This is a genomic window from Paenibacillus cisolokensis (genome assembly GCF_050481165.1).
Taxonomy (GTDB): Bacteria; Bacillota; Bacilli; order Paenibacillales; family Paenibacillaceae; genus Paenibacillus_AH; species Paenibacillus_AH cisolokensis.
Genome location: NZ_JBCNFP010000108.1, coordinates 1 through 16129 on the forward strand (window position 1 = coordinate 1; position 16129 = coordinate 16129).

General features: G+C 45.5%; 9 protein-coding genes. All 9 read right to left on the bottom strand.

The genetic code is table 11. From position 1 onward, the window contains the following. The coding region (locus ABEV74_RS17680) for a sulfatase family protein (RefSeq protein WP_430148016.1) at nucleotides 1-930 on the bottom strand (930 nt) is incomplete at its 3' end. 267 nt (nucleotides 931-1197) lie between these two features. Then, nucleotides 1198-5871, bottom strand: coding sequence for an S-layer homology domain-containing protein (locus tag ABEV74_RS17685; RefSeq protein WP_430148019.1), 4674 nt, complete (start codon nucleotides 5869-5871; stop codon nucleotides 1198-1200). A 194-nt stretch (nucleotides 5872-6065) separates the two neighbouring features. Then, nucleotides 6066-7577 (bottom strand): aldehyde dehydrogenase, encoded by a 1512-nt coding sequence (gene aldA / locus ABEV74_RS17690; RefSeq protein WP_430148022.1) that lies wholly within the window; start codon nucleotides 7575-7577, stop codon nucleotides 6066-6068. Between the two features lie 30 nt (nucleotides 7578-7607). Then, nucleotides 7608-8381 carry an enoyl-CoA hydratase/isomerase family protein gene (locus ABEV74_RS17695; RefSeq protein ID WP_430148025.1) on the bottom strand — a complete coding sequence of 258 codons (774 nt, stop codon included), beginning with the start codon at nucleotides 8379-8381 and terminating at the stop codon, nucleotides 7608-7610. 45 nt (nucleotides 8382-8426) lie between these two features. Further along, nucleotides 8427-9581 carry a CaiB/BaiF CoA transferase family protein gene (locus ABEV74_RS17700; protein ID WP_430148028.1) on the bottom strand — a complete coding sequence of 385 codons (1155 nt, stop codon included), beginning with the start codon at nucleotides 9579-9581 and terminating at the stop codon, nucleotides 8427-8429. Nucleotides 9582-9607: 26 nt separating this feature from the next. After that, nucleotides 9608-10759: an ABC transporter substrate-binding protein gene (locus ABEV74_RS17705; protein WP_430148030.1), complete on the bottom strand. Its 1152-nt coding sequence runs from the start codon at nucleotides 10757-10759 to the stop codon at nucleotides 9608-9610. 49 nt (nucleotides 10760-10808) lie between these two features. Then, complete coding sequence (locus tag ABEV74_RS17710; protein ID WP_430148033.1) at nucleotides 10809-11939, bottom strand: CaiB/BaiF CoA transferase family protein; 1131 nt, start codon at nucleotides 11937-11939, stop codon at nucleotides 10809-10811. Between the two features lie 67 nt (nucleotides 11940-12006). Then, nucleotides 12007-13158: a CaiB/BaiF CoA transferase family protein gene (locus tag ABEV74_RS17715; protein WP_430148035.1), complete on the bottom strand. Its 1152-nt coding sequence runs from the start codon at nucleotides 13156-13158 to the stop codon at nucleotides 12007-12009. 573 nt (nucleotides 13159-13731) lie between these two features. Next, nucleotides 13732-15978, bottom strand: a complete 2247-nt coding sequence (locus ABEV74_RS17720; protein WP_430148038.1) for an FAD-dependent oxidoreductase — start codon at nucleotides 15976-15978, stop codon at nucleotides 13732-13734. Nucleotides 15979-16129 lie beyond the last annotated feature (151 nt).

Sequence of the window (16129 nt, forward strand, 5' to 3'; positions counted from 1 at the left end):
TTCCGATTTCATGTTTAACTTTTTGGTGATTTCGCCAATCGTTTTGTCTACATGTGAGATCATGCCGTAGGTCTGAGCCAATATTTCCCGCAAATCATGTTCATCGAATGACGTATAATCGGGGTGAATGTTTCTCCGTTCCTTAAGCCATGAGATGCCGTCTTCTTCGACGTCCCAATGTTCGGGCAAGGTGAGCGAAGCCGGATCATACATTTCACTGTATGGTCGGCAAGCAGCAAACGGATGATGCGGATCGGGAAACGAACACCACAAGAAAAACGGCTGATCCTGTTGGCTCATTTGTTCCAGAAAGTCAATGCTTCGCTCTGCAATCCAGTGATTGTAATGGTATTCCTCGGGCAAATCAATCCGCCAACTCATCGGAATCTTGTCATCCGCATAATAAGCGCCCTCTTTTGACAATTTCTTGCCGCCTCCGGGATATACCTGCTCCAACCACCTTAAATAATCACCGAAACAGGTCACATGGCCTCCAACATAGTCCACGGATTGGTATCCATAATATCCCGAAGGGATAGACCGGATTTCTCCCGATTCCCAAAACTTCATTCCTTCCCAGGAAAATTCCATTTGTTCTTCTCTGCTTACCGATCCGATCGGTTGATGATGGAGTTTGCCTACGGCATGTGTCCGATAACCGTGTTCCGACAAAACACCCGGCAAAGTGGGGAAGTGTTCGGACAACGCGATTCCATTCGTCAAAACGCCGTGTTGACGAGCCGTCAAACCGGTCAGTAGCGACGCTCGGGACGGCATACATACGGGATTGTTGCAATAAGCGCGGGTAAACGATACGCCCTCCCGCGCCAACCGATCAATATTCGGCGTTTTCACGTCGGGATGACCATGACAAGATAACGTTCGCGACTGCATCTGATCCACGACGAATACCAGAAAATTGGGTTTCACGATTCGAATCCCTTCCTAATTCTTGCAAGATATTAGCGTATATCCGCAAATCATCATTTACACATGATTGGTGGTTCGCTTCTTTGTCACAACGTATCGGCAATCTATGGAGACCACACTTCTTTATTCCTTGAAGCGCGGTCTCCATTCTTTTTGTACGCGGGTATTTCCTGCTTGCTTACTGAAACCAGGTACGTTCTAATCGCTGCTGACGATCTGCATGTGACAAAACTGCGGCCGTTTATAAGGAACTTTGGTTTTCTGGATTTAAAGCTGTGAAATCAGGTTTGATTTTTCCAGAAGTCTCCAAACAATAACGGCTGCTTCAGCTTTTCCAACGTATTGTTTCGGTGCGAGGATGTCACTCGATCTGCCATGCAAAATACCTGCCTTAATTCCCGAAGCGACAGAATATCTAGCATACGGCGCCGTCATCTCTCCGTCTGCGAAACCCGACAATATGGTATCCACATCGTTCAAATCCAGCTCGACCTCCAGTCTTGTCAACTTCATCGCCTTTTCAATTACGGTCATGGCTTGCTCACGAGTTATCGGGTCATTGGGACCGAACCGATCACTTGAATAACCTTTGATCAAATTGTACTCAAGCGCTGTATTTATGAATGAATTATACCAATCCTGACTATTTACGTCTTTGAATTCATTGTTCCCTTGCGTTTTCTCCAATCCCAATGCATTAATAACCATTGCGACGAATTCTGCACGAGTGATCAATTGATCCGGTTCGAAATGATTTGCATCAACTCCGGAAACGATCATTCTCGATCCCATGTCATGAACCACGTTTTCTGCCCAGTGTCCTTCCATGTCATGATATTCCACGTGTTTCTCGACAACCGTGTAAACACTGTTGGTCATACTGCTCATGACAACATAATATTGGCCATCGACTTCTTCAATCCGCGTAGGAACTTGCCTGATCGTTCCGTCATCTTCAATTACGATACCTGTTAAGTTGTCTGAAGGTTCAACGCCTTCTGGAAGTGAAATGGTTCGTTCTACATATTCAGTAAACTTTGTGATTTCAACAGTATTGCCTTCATAAGTGTAATTAACTTCGAAGTTGACCGGTGGTGCAACGATTAAGAACCCGTTTTGTTTGGACAGATTTTCTAATGTCTTTTCTGTTTCAACATCCGCTTTGTTAATCTTTATCACAAACTCGACCTTTTCCGGAGAACTACCTTCGTCTGTTACAAGTTGTTTGGCTGGAAGCTTATAGGAATACCGGCCGCTCACCACTTCAATCGTACTGTTCTTTTGATTGAATCCGTCCAATATTTCGCCGTCCAAATGTACGAACACAGCATCAGATTCGGTCGTAATCGGTATAGTGATTAAAGCATTTTCATCCATTTCATTTAAGATGCTATCAAACAATTGTTTCTTGACCGTCACCGTTGTTGTCGTTTGGTCTCCCACTTTTTCAAATTCAACCCGGAAAATATTTGGTATTTTCTTCCCGTTAATTAAAATATCCAGGTTGTTTGCATCGGATACAGGAGGTGTTATTGGCGCAGTGTTATTGTTATCGGATTGATTCCCGTTATCTGAATCGTTTGAAACCACTCCGATTACAATGTTGTCAAAGGCAAGAGTTGCTTTGTTCAACGGCGCTTGTTCAGGTACAAACACGTAAAATCGCAGTTTTTTCAAATTCGTCGTGTCGATGGCCTTCGATCTGGCCGAATAACCGTCTGTCAACCAACTGGCATCCGTTTGGCCAAATTCTGAAATTTCAATCGACCGTGTTTCATTTGGCGAAATAGTGAAATAGTACATCCCCTTGTTGCCGTATGCGTCCTCGACATCTACGCGCAGCTGGGTTGCAGCATTTTCCAGGTTCGTTACATCGAAGGAAATCGGTCCGCTGTCCAGATTCCAACCTTCTTCCGACGCGGTAAAGTCGATGGTTGCTGAATAATCTCCGCTCGAATCCCATCCATAAGTTATAAATTCCGTAAACTCTGCCTTGAGTGCCTTGCCCCCGTCTGTGGCGCCTTCCGGGCCAATCGTTACGTTGATGAGATTAGAATCATACGTATAGTCGGCTTCTTCTTCGTCTTCAAAGGAGATTTTGGCTCCTTTGATGCCGGTTGATGACCCTCTGATGTTCGTGTTTTCTTCAAAAATCTGCATGACAAATTCGAGATTGTTTACGGCACGCGTGATTTCTTCTTGTGTGGCAAGTCGGTCATTTTTCACAATTTCCGCCTTGGTAACTTCAATACTGAGCGTGTCATGAATATACGGCTGAACCCATTCTGTACCCGGTTCAAGTTCACTTCCCGTTTCCGAAACAGCAATTGAATTCAGTTTCGCCTTTGCATCCGCAATCGGTTGTACTAATGACGAGGTATCCGCACCAATCGGCGCTTCTTTTTCGTAATAGTTGATCAATTGGACACTTGTAATGTATCCGCCGTCTTCAGGGATCGCAATATCAATCGTATTCTGGGATAAAACGTTGTCCGGATCCAGTTCAAACTCGGCGAAGGTCAGAAGGTCTCCGGGTTTATTGGTCCATTCCAGATCCAGATAAAAACGTTGCTCGCTTTCGGTACCCGGGTTGACTTCCACCGTCATATCCCCGGAAAAACCGCTTCCGCTCTTCCCGAAACCAATTCGCAAGGTGGAACGCTTCAACTGATTTGTTTGCGTAGCTATGGTAAATTGAATTGCCTCATTCTTGCTGGTAGGTTGCAATTCCTGAGGAGCGTAAAAAAACTTCCGTTCCCATGTTTGCTTAAACTCGGGCGAGCGGTCCAGCTTAATTTCGAATACGCTCATCTCTTGTACTCTCATATAGACGTTATCAAGGTCGTTGACCGTTTCTTCCTCGTACGTCAGCACACCTTTCTCGAGGAAGAAATGTTTCCTTTTTACACTCGCAATTTCCGCATCGCCAGTGTATACGTTCAAGTCAAGATTGACCCGTTGAGCGTTCAAATTGTGCACTGCTACATACACGGTGTCATTGTAACGAACGGCGTTGGCAAATACGCGGTCATTATCGTCTTGTGTCAGCAAAAACGCGCCCCGATAATCTTTCCACATATCTACATACGCTTCAAGCGGAGTCATCTCTTCCTGCAATCCGGTCAAAGTGGAATCGGTGTAGCGATAGAACGTGTTATTCGCATTCGGTTTCCAGTTAATAACCGGATACAAATATGGAACCAACATGCCAATGGAATCGGAATAATCCATGAATCGCAACATATAACCATTAAAGGCCACAAGCTTCTGGAAGTAATCAATGTCTGTTCCAGCTGTATTATATGTGCCTTCTTCGGTGATATAAATTGGTTTTACGTTGTCCGTATTCACCATGTGGGCGTTCAACAAATCCAGAACAGCTTCCAACCTACCGCTCAAAAACCCGTCAGGGTTGTTTTCGCGGTCATGAATGATCAGCCGTGAATTCTCATAAAAATGATGGGAATACCAATCCAGTGTATCTTTCGTCTTATCCATAAATTCCAGTTGTTCTCTGGCTTCCTGGAAGTCGTTTTTTTCCAAATACATGAATGCGCTGCTGGGGCCGCCCACCAAAACGTCCGGGTTCTCGCTCTTGATCGCGTTAGCCGCTTTGTTATGAAACTCCGCCAAATAATCCCATGCCTTGTCCGGTTCGGTCACGAAAAACCACCATTCTTGCGGAATGGTCGATTCGTTTTTCACTTCGACATACTTCGGCCCTCTTCCGTCAAATCGGGTATCAATGCTCTTAATGGTTTTGGCTGCAGCGTCTGCGGCGGCATCAAAATGTTCGTAAGCAGGTGTTCCAAAATGTTCAGATCCGTTGGATTCCGGATCTTCCCAGGTCCATCGCGGCCAACCATCCAGTGTGAGGACATAATCCTTGCCGACTGTCGGATACAAACTGTCGAATTTTTTGATGGCATCCGGATTTTTCGCGTAGACTTCATAAACTTCCGAGAAATCCGAATACCCAAGGTTGTTCGGGTCTTCCTTCAAGCCGGCATAATTGTTCAGCAAACTGAAATGAAACGCTCCCCGTCCCGGGATGAAGCCCCAATCTTTCGTTACTTTATGATAAGCTTCATCCAGAAGCGTGACCGCGCCGCTGTTTTGCTCTACACCAATGGGGCCGCTGTTTGCATGATATCGTTTGAACACTTCTTCCGGCAATTTGTTCACGCCGTTCATACTCAAATTGATATCGGCATAAACGGAAACCGTGACAGGCAATACAGGTTTATCTTCCCCCAACACAGTCCAGGCAGAAACATCAAATTCGAGAGGTATCCCTTCTTCTTCCCAGTGATAAATGCTTCGAAGTGTGCCATTCCCAACGATTTTCATCTGGTAACCTTCATAGATGATGTTACCGTTTTCATCTTTAAGCAACCACGGATGGGTGATGCTCTCCGACGGATTGGATTCCTGGAACCCCATTTGGGTATAGTTCGTATACAGGCCCGTTTTACCATCAGTCCAGCCGCCGTTTTTGAAAATGGTCCACTGGGTTTCCACTCCATTGGGATCGATAATATAAAGTTCCATCTCCCTTGATGCCGATCCCTCAAACCGGACGTCGCCAAACAGTCTCCATATCCTGACGTCTCTGGCCGGAATATCAAGGATGACTTCTCCATTTACCTCCAAATAGTCACCTTCTGGATATTGAAAGAAATTGATGCGTTGGATTCTTCTTTCACCGTTAACGCTTTCATAATAGCTGACCGCATCTTCTCCGTATTTTTCTTTGTAATAATGGGCCACATCTGGAATCGTATCGAAATCCGCTTTGTCAATCCTGATAGGCTCTGGCAAGTCATCATCATTCACGTCTGCAAATACCCGATTGTCTGGCGGAATGACAACAGCCATCACCACCAAGGCTGCTGCCAGCAAAATATGCATAAATTTTCTTGATTTCTTCAATTTTTCCATAAGAATCTCCCTTCTTTCATTTTTCATGCATCGATTTTGTCGCTGCCTTGACAATCACTTGTTGAATATTGCAGAGGATGTCGGATCAAGCTTGCAACTGCAAAAGTGACCTTCCGGTCAACGCTTTGGTAATGCCCGAATCATGCTGCGACAAACGTGAGTCTTGCCGATTCGGGCATCTGCGTCTGACGATTTTATCGTTTCTCGTCCACCTGGCTGTTTCCGTTTGTCTGGTTGAATCGTTTATACCGCATATATATCGTCCGTTTTTGCAAATAACCTTCGATGCCGTATTCCCCGTCTTCTCCGCCGATTCCGCTCAGTTTGTGTCCACCATGATAGGCGTTGATGCAACCGGTCATGTTCTGGTTCAGAAACACCGTGCCAACCTGCAAAACGTTCGTCGCATGGATCATTTTGTTGTAGTCTTCTGTAAACAGATAAGCGGATAATCCGTAGGGACTGGCATTAACGATTTCAATCGCCTCTTCAAAACCGGAAATTCTGACAATTGGCAACACCGGTCCAAATATCTCTTGCCGGGCGGCTGCCATATCCGGTTTCACATCAACCAATACAGTCGGCTCATACCAGTATCCTTTATCGAAAATGCCACCGGTCGGCCGCTTTCCTCCAATTGCAACCTTCGCGCCCTTTGCCACCGATTCCTGGACAATGCGGTCGATTTTATCCAGATCGCCAGGGCTGGCCTTGGGCCCCATATTCACTTCAGGATCGAATGGATCGCCCACTTTAAGCTTTTTCACCCTGTTTACGAGTTTTTCTGTAAATTCATCAGCGACTTTATCGTGAATAAGAACCATCTCGTTGCATATACAAACCTGGCCGCAATTTGTAAACCTTGCATTTACCGCAGCTTCAACGGCAAAATCGACATCCGCGTCTTCAAGGACGATAAATGGTGCTTTACCCCCAAGTTCAAGGGATAGAGCGGTGATGTTATCCGCTGCCGATTTGTAGATCGCTTGACCGGCTCGCACGCTTCCCGTCACGCTAACCAGTTTCGTTATAGGACTGGTAACCAGCATCTGGCCAACCTCAGTACCGCTGCCTGTCACGATATTGGCAACGCCTGGCGGAAAACCGACTTCGTGAATAAGCTGGAAAAATTCCAGTGATGCAATCGGCGTAAGTTCATGTGGTTTTATAATCATCGTATTACCTGTGACAAGCGCCGGCCCCAGTTTGCGTCCGACCAAAGCCAGAGGATAATTCCAGGCGCATAGACCGACCGTGACGCCGTAAGGCACTTTCTGTACCATAACCAGTTCGTCTTCATGAGTCGGTTGCAAGAGATCGCCCTTGTATTTATTGGCCGATTCCGCTGCAAATGTGAAATAAGCCATCGTATCATCAACTTCACCAAGGGCTTCTCCATACGTTTTACCTTGCTCCATGACAAGCAACCTGGCGAAATAGTCCCTTTTTTGCCGCAGCGCTTCCACCAGCTTCATAATATATTCCGCTCTTTGTACAGACGGCATCGCTTGCCAAGCTTGTTGAGCCCGTTGTGCCGATTGCAACGCAGCTTGAACATCATCCTTGTCCGCATCCGTCACCTTGGCGATCACTTGTTCATTGGCTGGATTCTGTACTTCAATCCACTTTCCTGATTTCGATTCCACCCATTTACCATCAATGAACAAATGATAGTGATCCATCCCGTCTTTATGGAATTTCATCATTTCTGGTTGCCCCTTTTTCATGTCTTCATTTTACTTGCCCTTAAAAACCGGCTTTCGTTTTTGTTGAAACGCTTGTTTGCCTTCCTTGCTGTCCTCTGTTGTGAAGCAAAACGAAAATAAACTGTTTTCGTATTGCAGCCCCGCATCTAATGGCATATTCATGGCAGCTCTCAAGGCAAGTTTCGCGCTTTCTACAGCAATCGGGCTGTAACCGGCAATCGTTTCTGCCATTTCGTAAACGGTTTCCTTCAACTTGTCAGGCGATACAACCCGCTCCACCAATCCGTATCGGAACGCTTCTTCCGCTGTTAAAACCCTGCCTGTCAAGATCATTTCAGCCGCTTTCCCTGCGCCGACAAAACGGGGCAACAATTGGGTACATCCGCTGCCACTTATCCACCCCCATTTAATCTCGCCGGCACCGAAAGCAGCATGATCCGAGGCGATCCGAATATCCGCATGAAGGGCAAGCTCCAGACCGCCGCCGATAGCATAACCATTGATCATGGCGATGACCGGTTTGCGAATGTTACGGATAGCCATACAGTAATCTTCCCGATTGCGCAATTCCCAAGGTGTACCATAATCATCCAGCACTTTCATATCGCTGCCTGCCGAAAAACTTTTGCTTCCTTCACCGGTCAGTACAACTACTCTGATATCGGGGGAACAGTTGATCTCTTGACCGAGTCTGGTCAATTCCTCCCCCATGGCGCGCGTTACGGTATTTAACTTTTCAGGACGGCAAAGTGTAATTGTGGCGATACGGTTCGATACTTCAAAATGAATTGCTTTTGTTTTCACCGTTTATTCTCCATTTCAAGGTTTAACGATGATCAATGTGCCGATTCAGGAATTGCCAATTTGAAACGAACGATTAATTTGTTCCGTATCTTCCCCCACGTTGGGGGCTCCTTTGGCATGTTTCAATACTTGTCCGTTTATCCTTACAGGATAACGCGTGGTTTTGAAGATCGCGCCGCTGGAACGCATCACCTCCTGAAACATGTCCAGCGTTTTTATCCCTTCATGATTCAACGCCTGCTCCCAATCCATCACCTCCGCACACCAATAATCAGCCGGTTCAAGCATATCCAGCCATTCGCGAGTGGTTTTGGTTTTCAAATGACGAACCAGGATTCGTTTGATTTCATCCCTTCGTTCAAACCACGATTTTTCATCTGAAAATGCTGACAATTCATCACATTGCAACAGATTTCCCAGTTCCACAATCGATCCCATTGCCAAAGCCAGATGTCCGTCTTTGGTTTGGTAGATACCATAAGGCGCTCCCAAATAAGCGTGCGCGTTGTGCACTTCACTTCTGGCAGGCAATTGGGGTGTTTCACTGTTCAAATAGGCACTCAGAACCTCAAATTGAAAGTCCAGCGCCGCTTCCATCAAGCTGATTTCCACATATCCCCCTTTTCCGGTGGTATTCCGTTGATACAACAGTGCCAGTATGGCTTGGACAAACATGGAACTGGTATGCAAATCAATAACCGCCAAACCGAACGGAAGTGGTGGCTGATCCCGGTTTCCGTTTAACCATGCAAGCCCGGACATCGCTTGAACGAGCAAATCCTGCCCCGGTTTATTTTTCCAAGGGCCATCCGCTCCGTAACCCGTAATGCTGCCATAGATGATTCCCGGATTTAGCTGCTTCACTGAATCATAATCAAGCCCCAATTTTTCCATCGTACCCGGCCGAAAATTTTCAATCATGACATCTGCCCTTTGTACCAATCTTCGAACTTTTTCTAAATCGTCCGGGTTTTTCAAATCCGCCGCATAACTCTCTTTGTTGCGATTCATACACTGAAATACGGTGCTTTCCCCGTCAACCCGCAGATTGGATAACGTCAACCGTCGGCTTCCATCTCCTTTTCCCGGCCGCTCGATTTTAATGACGCGGGCGCCCAAATCAGCGAGACGAAGTGCTGACACCGGTCCCGCCAAATATTGACTGAAATCAAGAACGACAATTCCATCCAACAAGTTCAATATTCTTCCCCCCTCGCATACGAATATCAACCGGCTCTTGCTACCCGATGCATTTCATTCAACTTTCGGATCACCGTCTTTCCGTCAAATGATCGGTTTATTAAAACTTCCCGGATCAGATGCCCGGCCTGCTCCTGAAACAGGATGTATCCATCAAAGCGGGGACGCAACGAACCGTGCATCATGGTATCCAGCGTGTTTTTAAAAAAATTTCCGCACAATCGGTTCACTTCGCTGTCCAACCATGCCGTCTTATGACCCGGTTGTCCCTCATTCATAAAATAGGTCGTTCGTTGAAACGATGGCGAAGCCACCATTTTGACAAAATCCGCTGCCAGTTCCTTGTAACGGCACCTGGAAGAAATGGCGAGGCCGACACCTCCGATCATGCTTCCAGAAGGGATGCCGGAATCCGAAGGTATATTGTCGAACGTGATCACATGTGACCGAAACTTTTCTTTTGCGTAATTGACATAACCATATATAAGCGGTATATAGACAATTTCATTCTTCGTTCCCATCAGGTCAAGCATGCCGATCGGATCACAATCAACCGATGCAGGGTGAAGGAAGGGCATCAGCCCCTTCATGATTGATAACGCTTGTTCGCCAATTTCGATAGGAAGATCCAACGCCTCACTCCAATAAGCTCGTCCAGCGATTTGCGCACAGAGTGTGAAAAATGAAGAATAAGCATGTACCGGCACCAAGGGCATTCCAATGGTCAGGCCGGCAGGCATTTGCTTCGCCAATTCGAGCACTTCATTCCAGTTACTCGGAACGAACATTTTGTTGGAATCGATCAAGTCTTTGCGATATGCACTAAATTGTGCAGCAGCATCTACGGGAAGCGCCCATTGTTTCCCGTTATATGTATAACTGGCGTAACTTAATCCGGTGGAATGCCGAGCTTGATCAAGTAAAAATTCCTCTTCAATCAGTTCATCGAGTGGAAGCAACAGCCCTTTCGCCACAGCGGTGCCGATATGCGGATGATCAATCATAAGGAAATCGTATTGATCGACCAGCAACTCGAGTGGATAAAGTTCAAAATCGGATAATGAGCGCGCATCCCATCGGATCTGTACCCCCGGTTCTCTCTCCTGAAAAACGCGTGAAGCTGCGACCAACGGATTCAATCCTCTTTCATGTGACCAGGTCATTCCATTGAATTGCATTTTTTAACACCACATTCATTTTTATATTTTGTTTAAAAAGATAATTGCTCTATGAAAGATCCTCTCCGGCCAGACAAAGGTCAATAGAACGGTTGTGTTCTCCCAACTTTGGTGCTCTTTTTACGGAATACGGTCGATGTCCGTCCAGTCGCAACGGACAAGCCAGCATCGTCATCTTCGTATGATTGAACAAAGAAATGTCCATCGTCATATCCAATGCTTTGAACTTTTCATGCTGCAGTAATTCCCGCCAATCAAGTAAACGTTCACAAAAAACGCCATATTGACGAAAATTCCTTATCCAATGGGAAGAACACTTTTGACTCAACAATTTTACAATCTCTTCGAAATCTTCCTTTTGTCCTTCTTGGAGTTCTCCCATACGTTTCAATACGTCAACCAAACAGGAAACGGAAATCGACCCGAGTGCTATAAAACCATCTTTCGTCATATAAATACCTGCAGGCATTCGTGCAGACCTGTTTCCTTTTCGTTCGCTGTCTATCGGTAATGACGACGATTGGAGTTTATCAAGCATCATTTCTTGCATCAAATCCAGCATGGACTCCAACATGCTGACTTCAACCAATGCCCCTTCCCCACTTACGGACCGTCGCACCAGTGCCGCCAAAATGCCTTGAGCCAAATAGGCCCCTGTAATCAAATCTGCTATGGGCAAACCGTAGGGAACCGGTTTGGGAAATGTATCATTTACCAGCCAGGGAAACCCTACGAAAGATTGCACAAGTAAATCTTGCCCGGGCTTTGAAGCCAGCGGCCCCTCTTTCCCATAACCACTAATTGATCCATAGACAATACGCGGATTTAAGGCGCGCACTTGTTCATATCCAAAACCAAGACGTTCAATTACACCTGGACGAAAATTTTGGATGACAACATCGGCTTTCTTTAGCAAAGCTCTTATTTTTTTTCGATCATCCTCATTTTTTAAATCTGCTGCATAACTTTCCTTGTTCCGATTAATGGCATGAAACAAGGAACTGTCTCCGTCCATTTCAAGATTAGATGTATACAAATATCGACAGATATCTCCTCCGTTGGGCCGTTCTACTTTAATAACCCGCGCCCCCAAATCGGCAAGACGCAGACTGGCATATGGACCGGACAAAAACTGGCTGAAATCCACCACCACGATTCCTTGTAAAGGCCAATGACTCATGAAATCCTCCTTGGCGAATCGAAAAACCGGAGAAACGAAAACGGTTAATGAACGGAGTTATACACCATCAACTTTGACAAAGCGAATGCTCTATTATAGTAGTATCCTCTCCCAAAGACGGAGGCCCTTTCGGCGAGACCAAAAGGTTTCCGTCAATTCGGATCGGACAACGAAACGCCTTGTTCATTTGACCGTATGAATCCTCTACGGGATGCACCATGTTCAAAACATGAAAGGCGTCATGATCCAACAAATCATTCACTGTTTGCACTTGCATGCACCAATAGCCGCCTTTTTCCAACAACGAAACCCATTCGGACGCTGTCTTTTGTTTCAGATGAACGGACAAATGTCGTTTGATTTCATCCCGTTGTGTAAACCAGCTTTCCGGGTCGGCATATGGCAACAGGGTGTCGCAATTCAACAATTTCGCCAACTGTATGACCGACCCCATCGCGAGAGCCAAGTATCCTGCCTTGGTCTCGTAAATCCCATACGGTGCCGCAAGATATACATGAGCGTTGCTGACTCGACTTCGTTCGGGCAATTTTCTTCCATCATTCAAAAATGTGGTGATCAGTTCAAATTGCAAATCAATCGCCGACTCCAACAGACTGACTTCCACTTGCATACCTTTTCCTGAACAGGTGGCACGACGAACCAGCGCAGCCAAAATGCCTTGAACGAGATTGACAGCAGTCAACTTCTCCACGACGGAAAGAGGAAACGGAATGGGTGGATCATCACGATCACCGTTTAACCATGGAATCCCTGCAAACGATTGTATAAATAGATCGTCATCCAATCGTTCAGTAATTTGAGATTCATCCGTCGCATTCCATTCATCCTGTCCGTATCCAGTGATTCGCCCATAAATGATTCCAGGTTGACATCCAAATGCACGCTCAACTTCCGGCTGCCATTCCTGCAAACCATTCCCGGTAAGACTCACGATCAATACATCAGCTTTCTCCAGCAATCGTTCCAATGACCGTTGGCCATGATCGTTCAACTCAAATGCGTAGCTTTCTTTATTGCGGTTATATGTAGAAAAAAACTCTGTTTTCCGCCTTTGTGTATTCAAACATTCGACCTTGATCACTCTTGCGCCCAAATCGGCCAACCGCAATCCGGCAATCTGTCCGGCCAAATGTTCGCTGAATTCCAAAACAACCAGACCTTCCAACGGCTTCTTAAATTCCCTTTTCGAAAGGCCCATGCACCATGCTTCACCTCGCTGTCTTCCCGTTACAGAGCAGCGTTCTTACATCAAGAAAAGACCCGCGATATTTTGGATGGATGACTATTCTCACGATTTTTGTTCCGTTTTTATATGATTATATTATATAAATATTCTTTTGTAAAACTTTTTCGAAATATTGTTTCATTATTGTTTGGGTTGACTGAGGAAATATATGCGCAAATGCGTAAGACGGGAGATGCGAATTGTGGGGAATTTGCGACCGAAGGAGTCACTTGACGTGTCGGTCACATGTTGACGCAGCCGATCCAGCCAGGCTGCGCCAACACATGCACCTTTTGATGACTGTCAAATTCAATCTGATTCAGTGTTCTCCCATGGACTTCCTTGCGTTGTTCACTTTCTTCATAATGCGCTAGAATCCGATTCTTGATTTCGTTTTGATCGCCTATCAGCAGCGTATGTTCATTAGATTATCGTCCGCTTAAATCCTGGATGATCCGTATCATGGTGATACACGAACCACCTTTCCGAAAGCGTGAATCACTCTTATTAAAGTTTTCCATGTACGCTCGGTGCAAACCAATTACATCAACTGTAGGCCCGAATCTCGTAAACCCCATAACGTTTGGCTCCGTTTGTATTTTGGAACACAATCCGAATTTCGGAGGTTTCAATCGGATCAAACGTTAACCGGTTGACACGCTGGTGGTTGTCCTGAATTGAAATCAGGGGTTCCCATTCGCTTTCACACTTGAAATAAACGGTGTAATCTTTTACTAATGTAGGGAACACATTAAAATTATGGTATATTTCGAGATTATCATACAAATAATTTAAGTTGGAATCAAACACCAAATGTAATTGGCTAATCGACTTCACGTCTTCAAATTGAATGGTGATTGACTCGTTTTCGCTTGATGGTTCCGAAAGCCACAAATTTGGCAGTCCATAATTCCGGTTGTATCCGTTGTTCAGATTTTCCGGACCATAAATGGATTGTTCCGGCGTCGTACGAAAACACGGTAAACCGTTGGTGATCCTCCACATTTCTTTTTTAACTTCCAATGTGTCGATATCACAAAACGTTGTGCGTCGGTTTAACGGTTGTTGCTCAAGGAAAAACAGCCCGTTGATTTCATCGTTGCACATACCCATCCGAACGTCAGGATTTTTATGAATCCATATGAACACTTTTCCGGTGTCTGTGCTGCAATGAATCGGCAAGGAAATCCAATCGAACGTTTTGCTTTTAGGTACATGGACTGAACCTTCAAACAATTTAACTTGCGGGCCATAATTTTGCCTCTTTTTTGTTGTATAAACGGAATATTGGATTTCCGTGTCCGTGTCACTTTGCAGCTGAAGATCAATCTGGGACAACGACTCCTTTACCGGTACGATAAAACCGAAAGTCCCATCCAGCGATATGCTGTAATCCATCGTTTCTAAAGCAAACCGTTGTACGGAGCTGGCAGAAACCGAAGCTTTCCGGCACAAATCATGTTCATCTTCGTTTTTCTTTCCGATTACAAATTGATCGTTTCTAAGCAACAATTGTTGAAGTTCATACAGATGGTTTTCATAAATTTGTCTCGGATTCACCTGATATTTCTTGCACAGATACGCGGCTGCTCCGCACGACTGTCCCAAAACCGCAAGCGTGGCCATAACCCGTGTGGAACCGAAAGCTACATGGGATGCAGACATACAACGGCTCGCCACAAACAAATTATTGACGTTCCTGGAGTAGCAACAACGGTATGGAATCGGATACACCCCATGAAGAACAAAATGCCGGGTCGTCATATCTTTGGAGAAAAATCCTTCCAAAGCATGCAGGTCAATGGACCAGCCTCCGTAACCGATAGCGTCATCAAAGTCTTTTTGTTCCACAATATCCGTTTCGGTCAAAATATAGTCTCCCATCAAACGCCTGGATTCCCTTTTTCCCGGAACACTGCTGACGTATTCCAGATCGTAGGTCTCCGAATCATATTTACCGCTGTTTTTAATATGATTCCATATTCCGTATACGAGTTCTCTGTGGTTTTGCATGATTTCTTCGCTTTGACGAATTTGATCTTTCCCGTATCCGACCTCATAGAACCACTGCATCCGGTATCCTTCATAACGGGTGTTGCCAGGCATTCGCTCCGGTATTTCTCGATATTCCAGCGCTTTTTCCACATCCAGATTTTTGGCAAATTCGGGTAGGACAAACGGAGACTTTCGTCCCGTATCTTTCGAGTACCAAGCCAGCGTGCTTAACAATACGTGATCGTCAGGCTCATCGGGTGCGATTCGTTCGCCAAACTCCGATTTTCCTTCACGACCGACACGGTATTCTGCGCCCGCCAAATATCCGACGGTTCCATCTCCCGTATCATCCAGAAAATATGGACTGTAAAATTCAAAACGTTGTTCTGACCCGATTTGCGAACCCGACACATACCGGATATGACCTTGATTATCGGTTACAACTTCGTCCACATTGGTGTTCAAATACAGTGAAATATTTTCCTCCCGCATCACAAAATCCAAAAGCACAGTTTCCCAAAGATAAGGGTTACCTTGCGGATTTCGATACAGGTTTTCCGACCTCAGTTCTTCCATAATGCCCGATTCACGCGCATAAAAGTTAAATTCTTGCGCACCATCTGCTCCCGCTATATTCACTCTACATTCCGGGCTGGCATTCCCTCCCAAATAGCCTCGGTTATTGATTAGTGCCACTTTTAGCCCCAGTCGTGCAGCCTGAATCGCCGCACAAATTCCCGGCATTCCTCCCCCGACGACGGTCAAATCGTTGTTCACCTTGATTCTTTTAAACTCCATATTCGCTCACCTCTTCACAGATTATCTTTTTTCTATATCATATATCGCTGCTATAATGAGATAAAATGCACGATGATGCAAAATAATATCTTTTTTCGACTATTTCAATATTTCGAGGAAGTATAATTGGAACTGGACAGTGAAAAGTTTT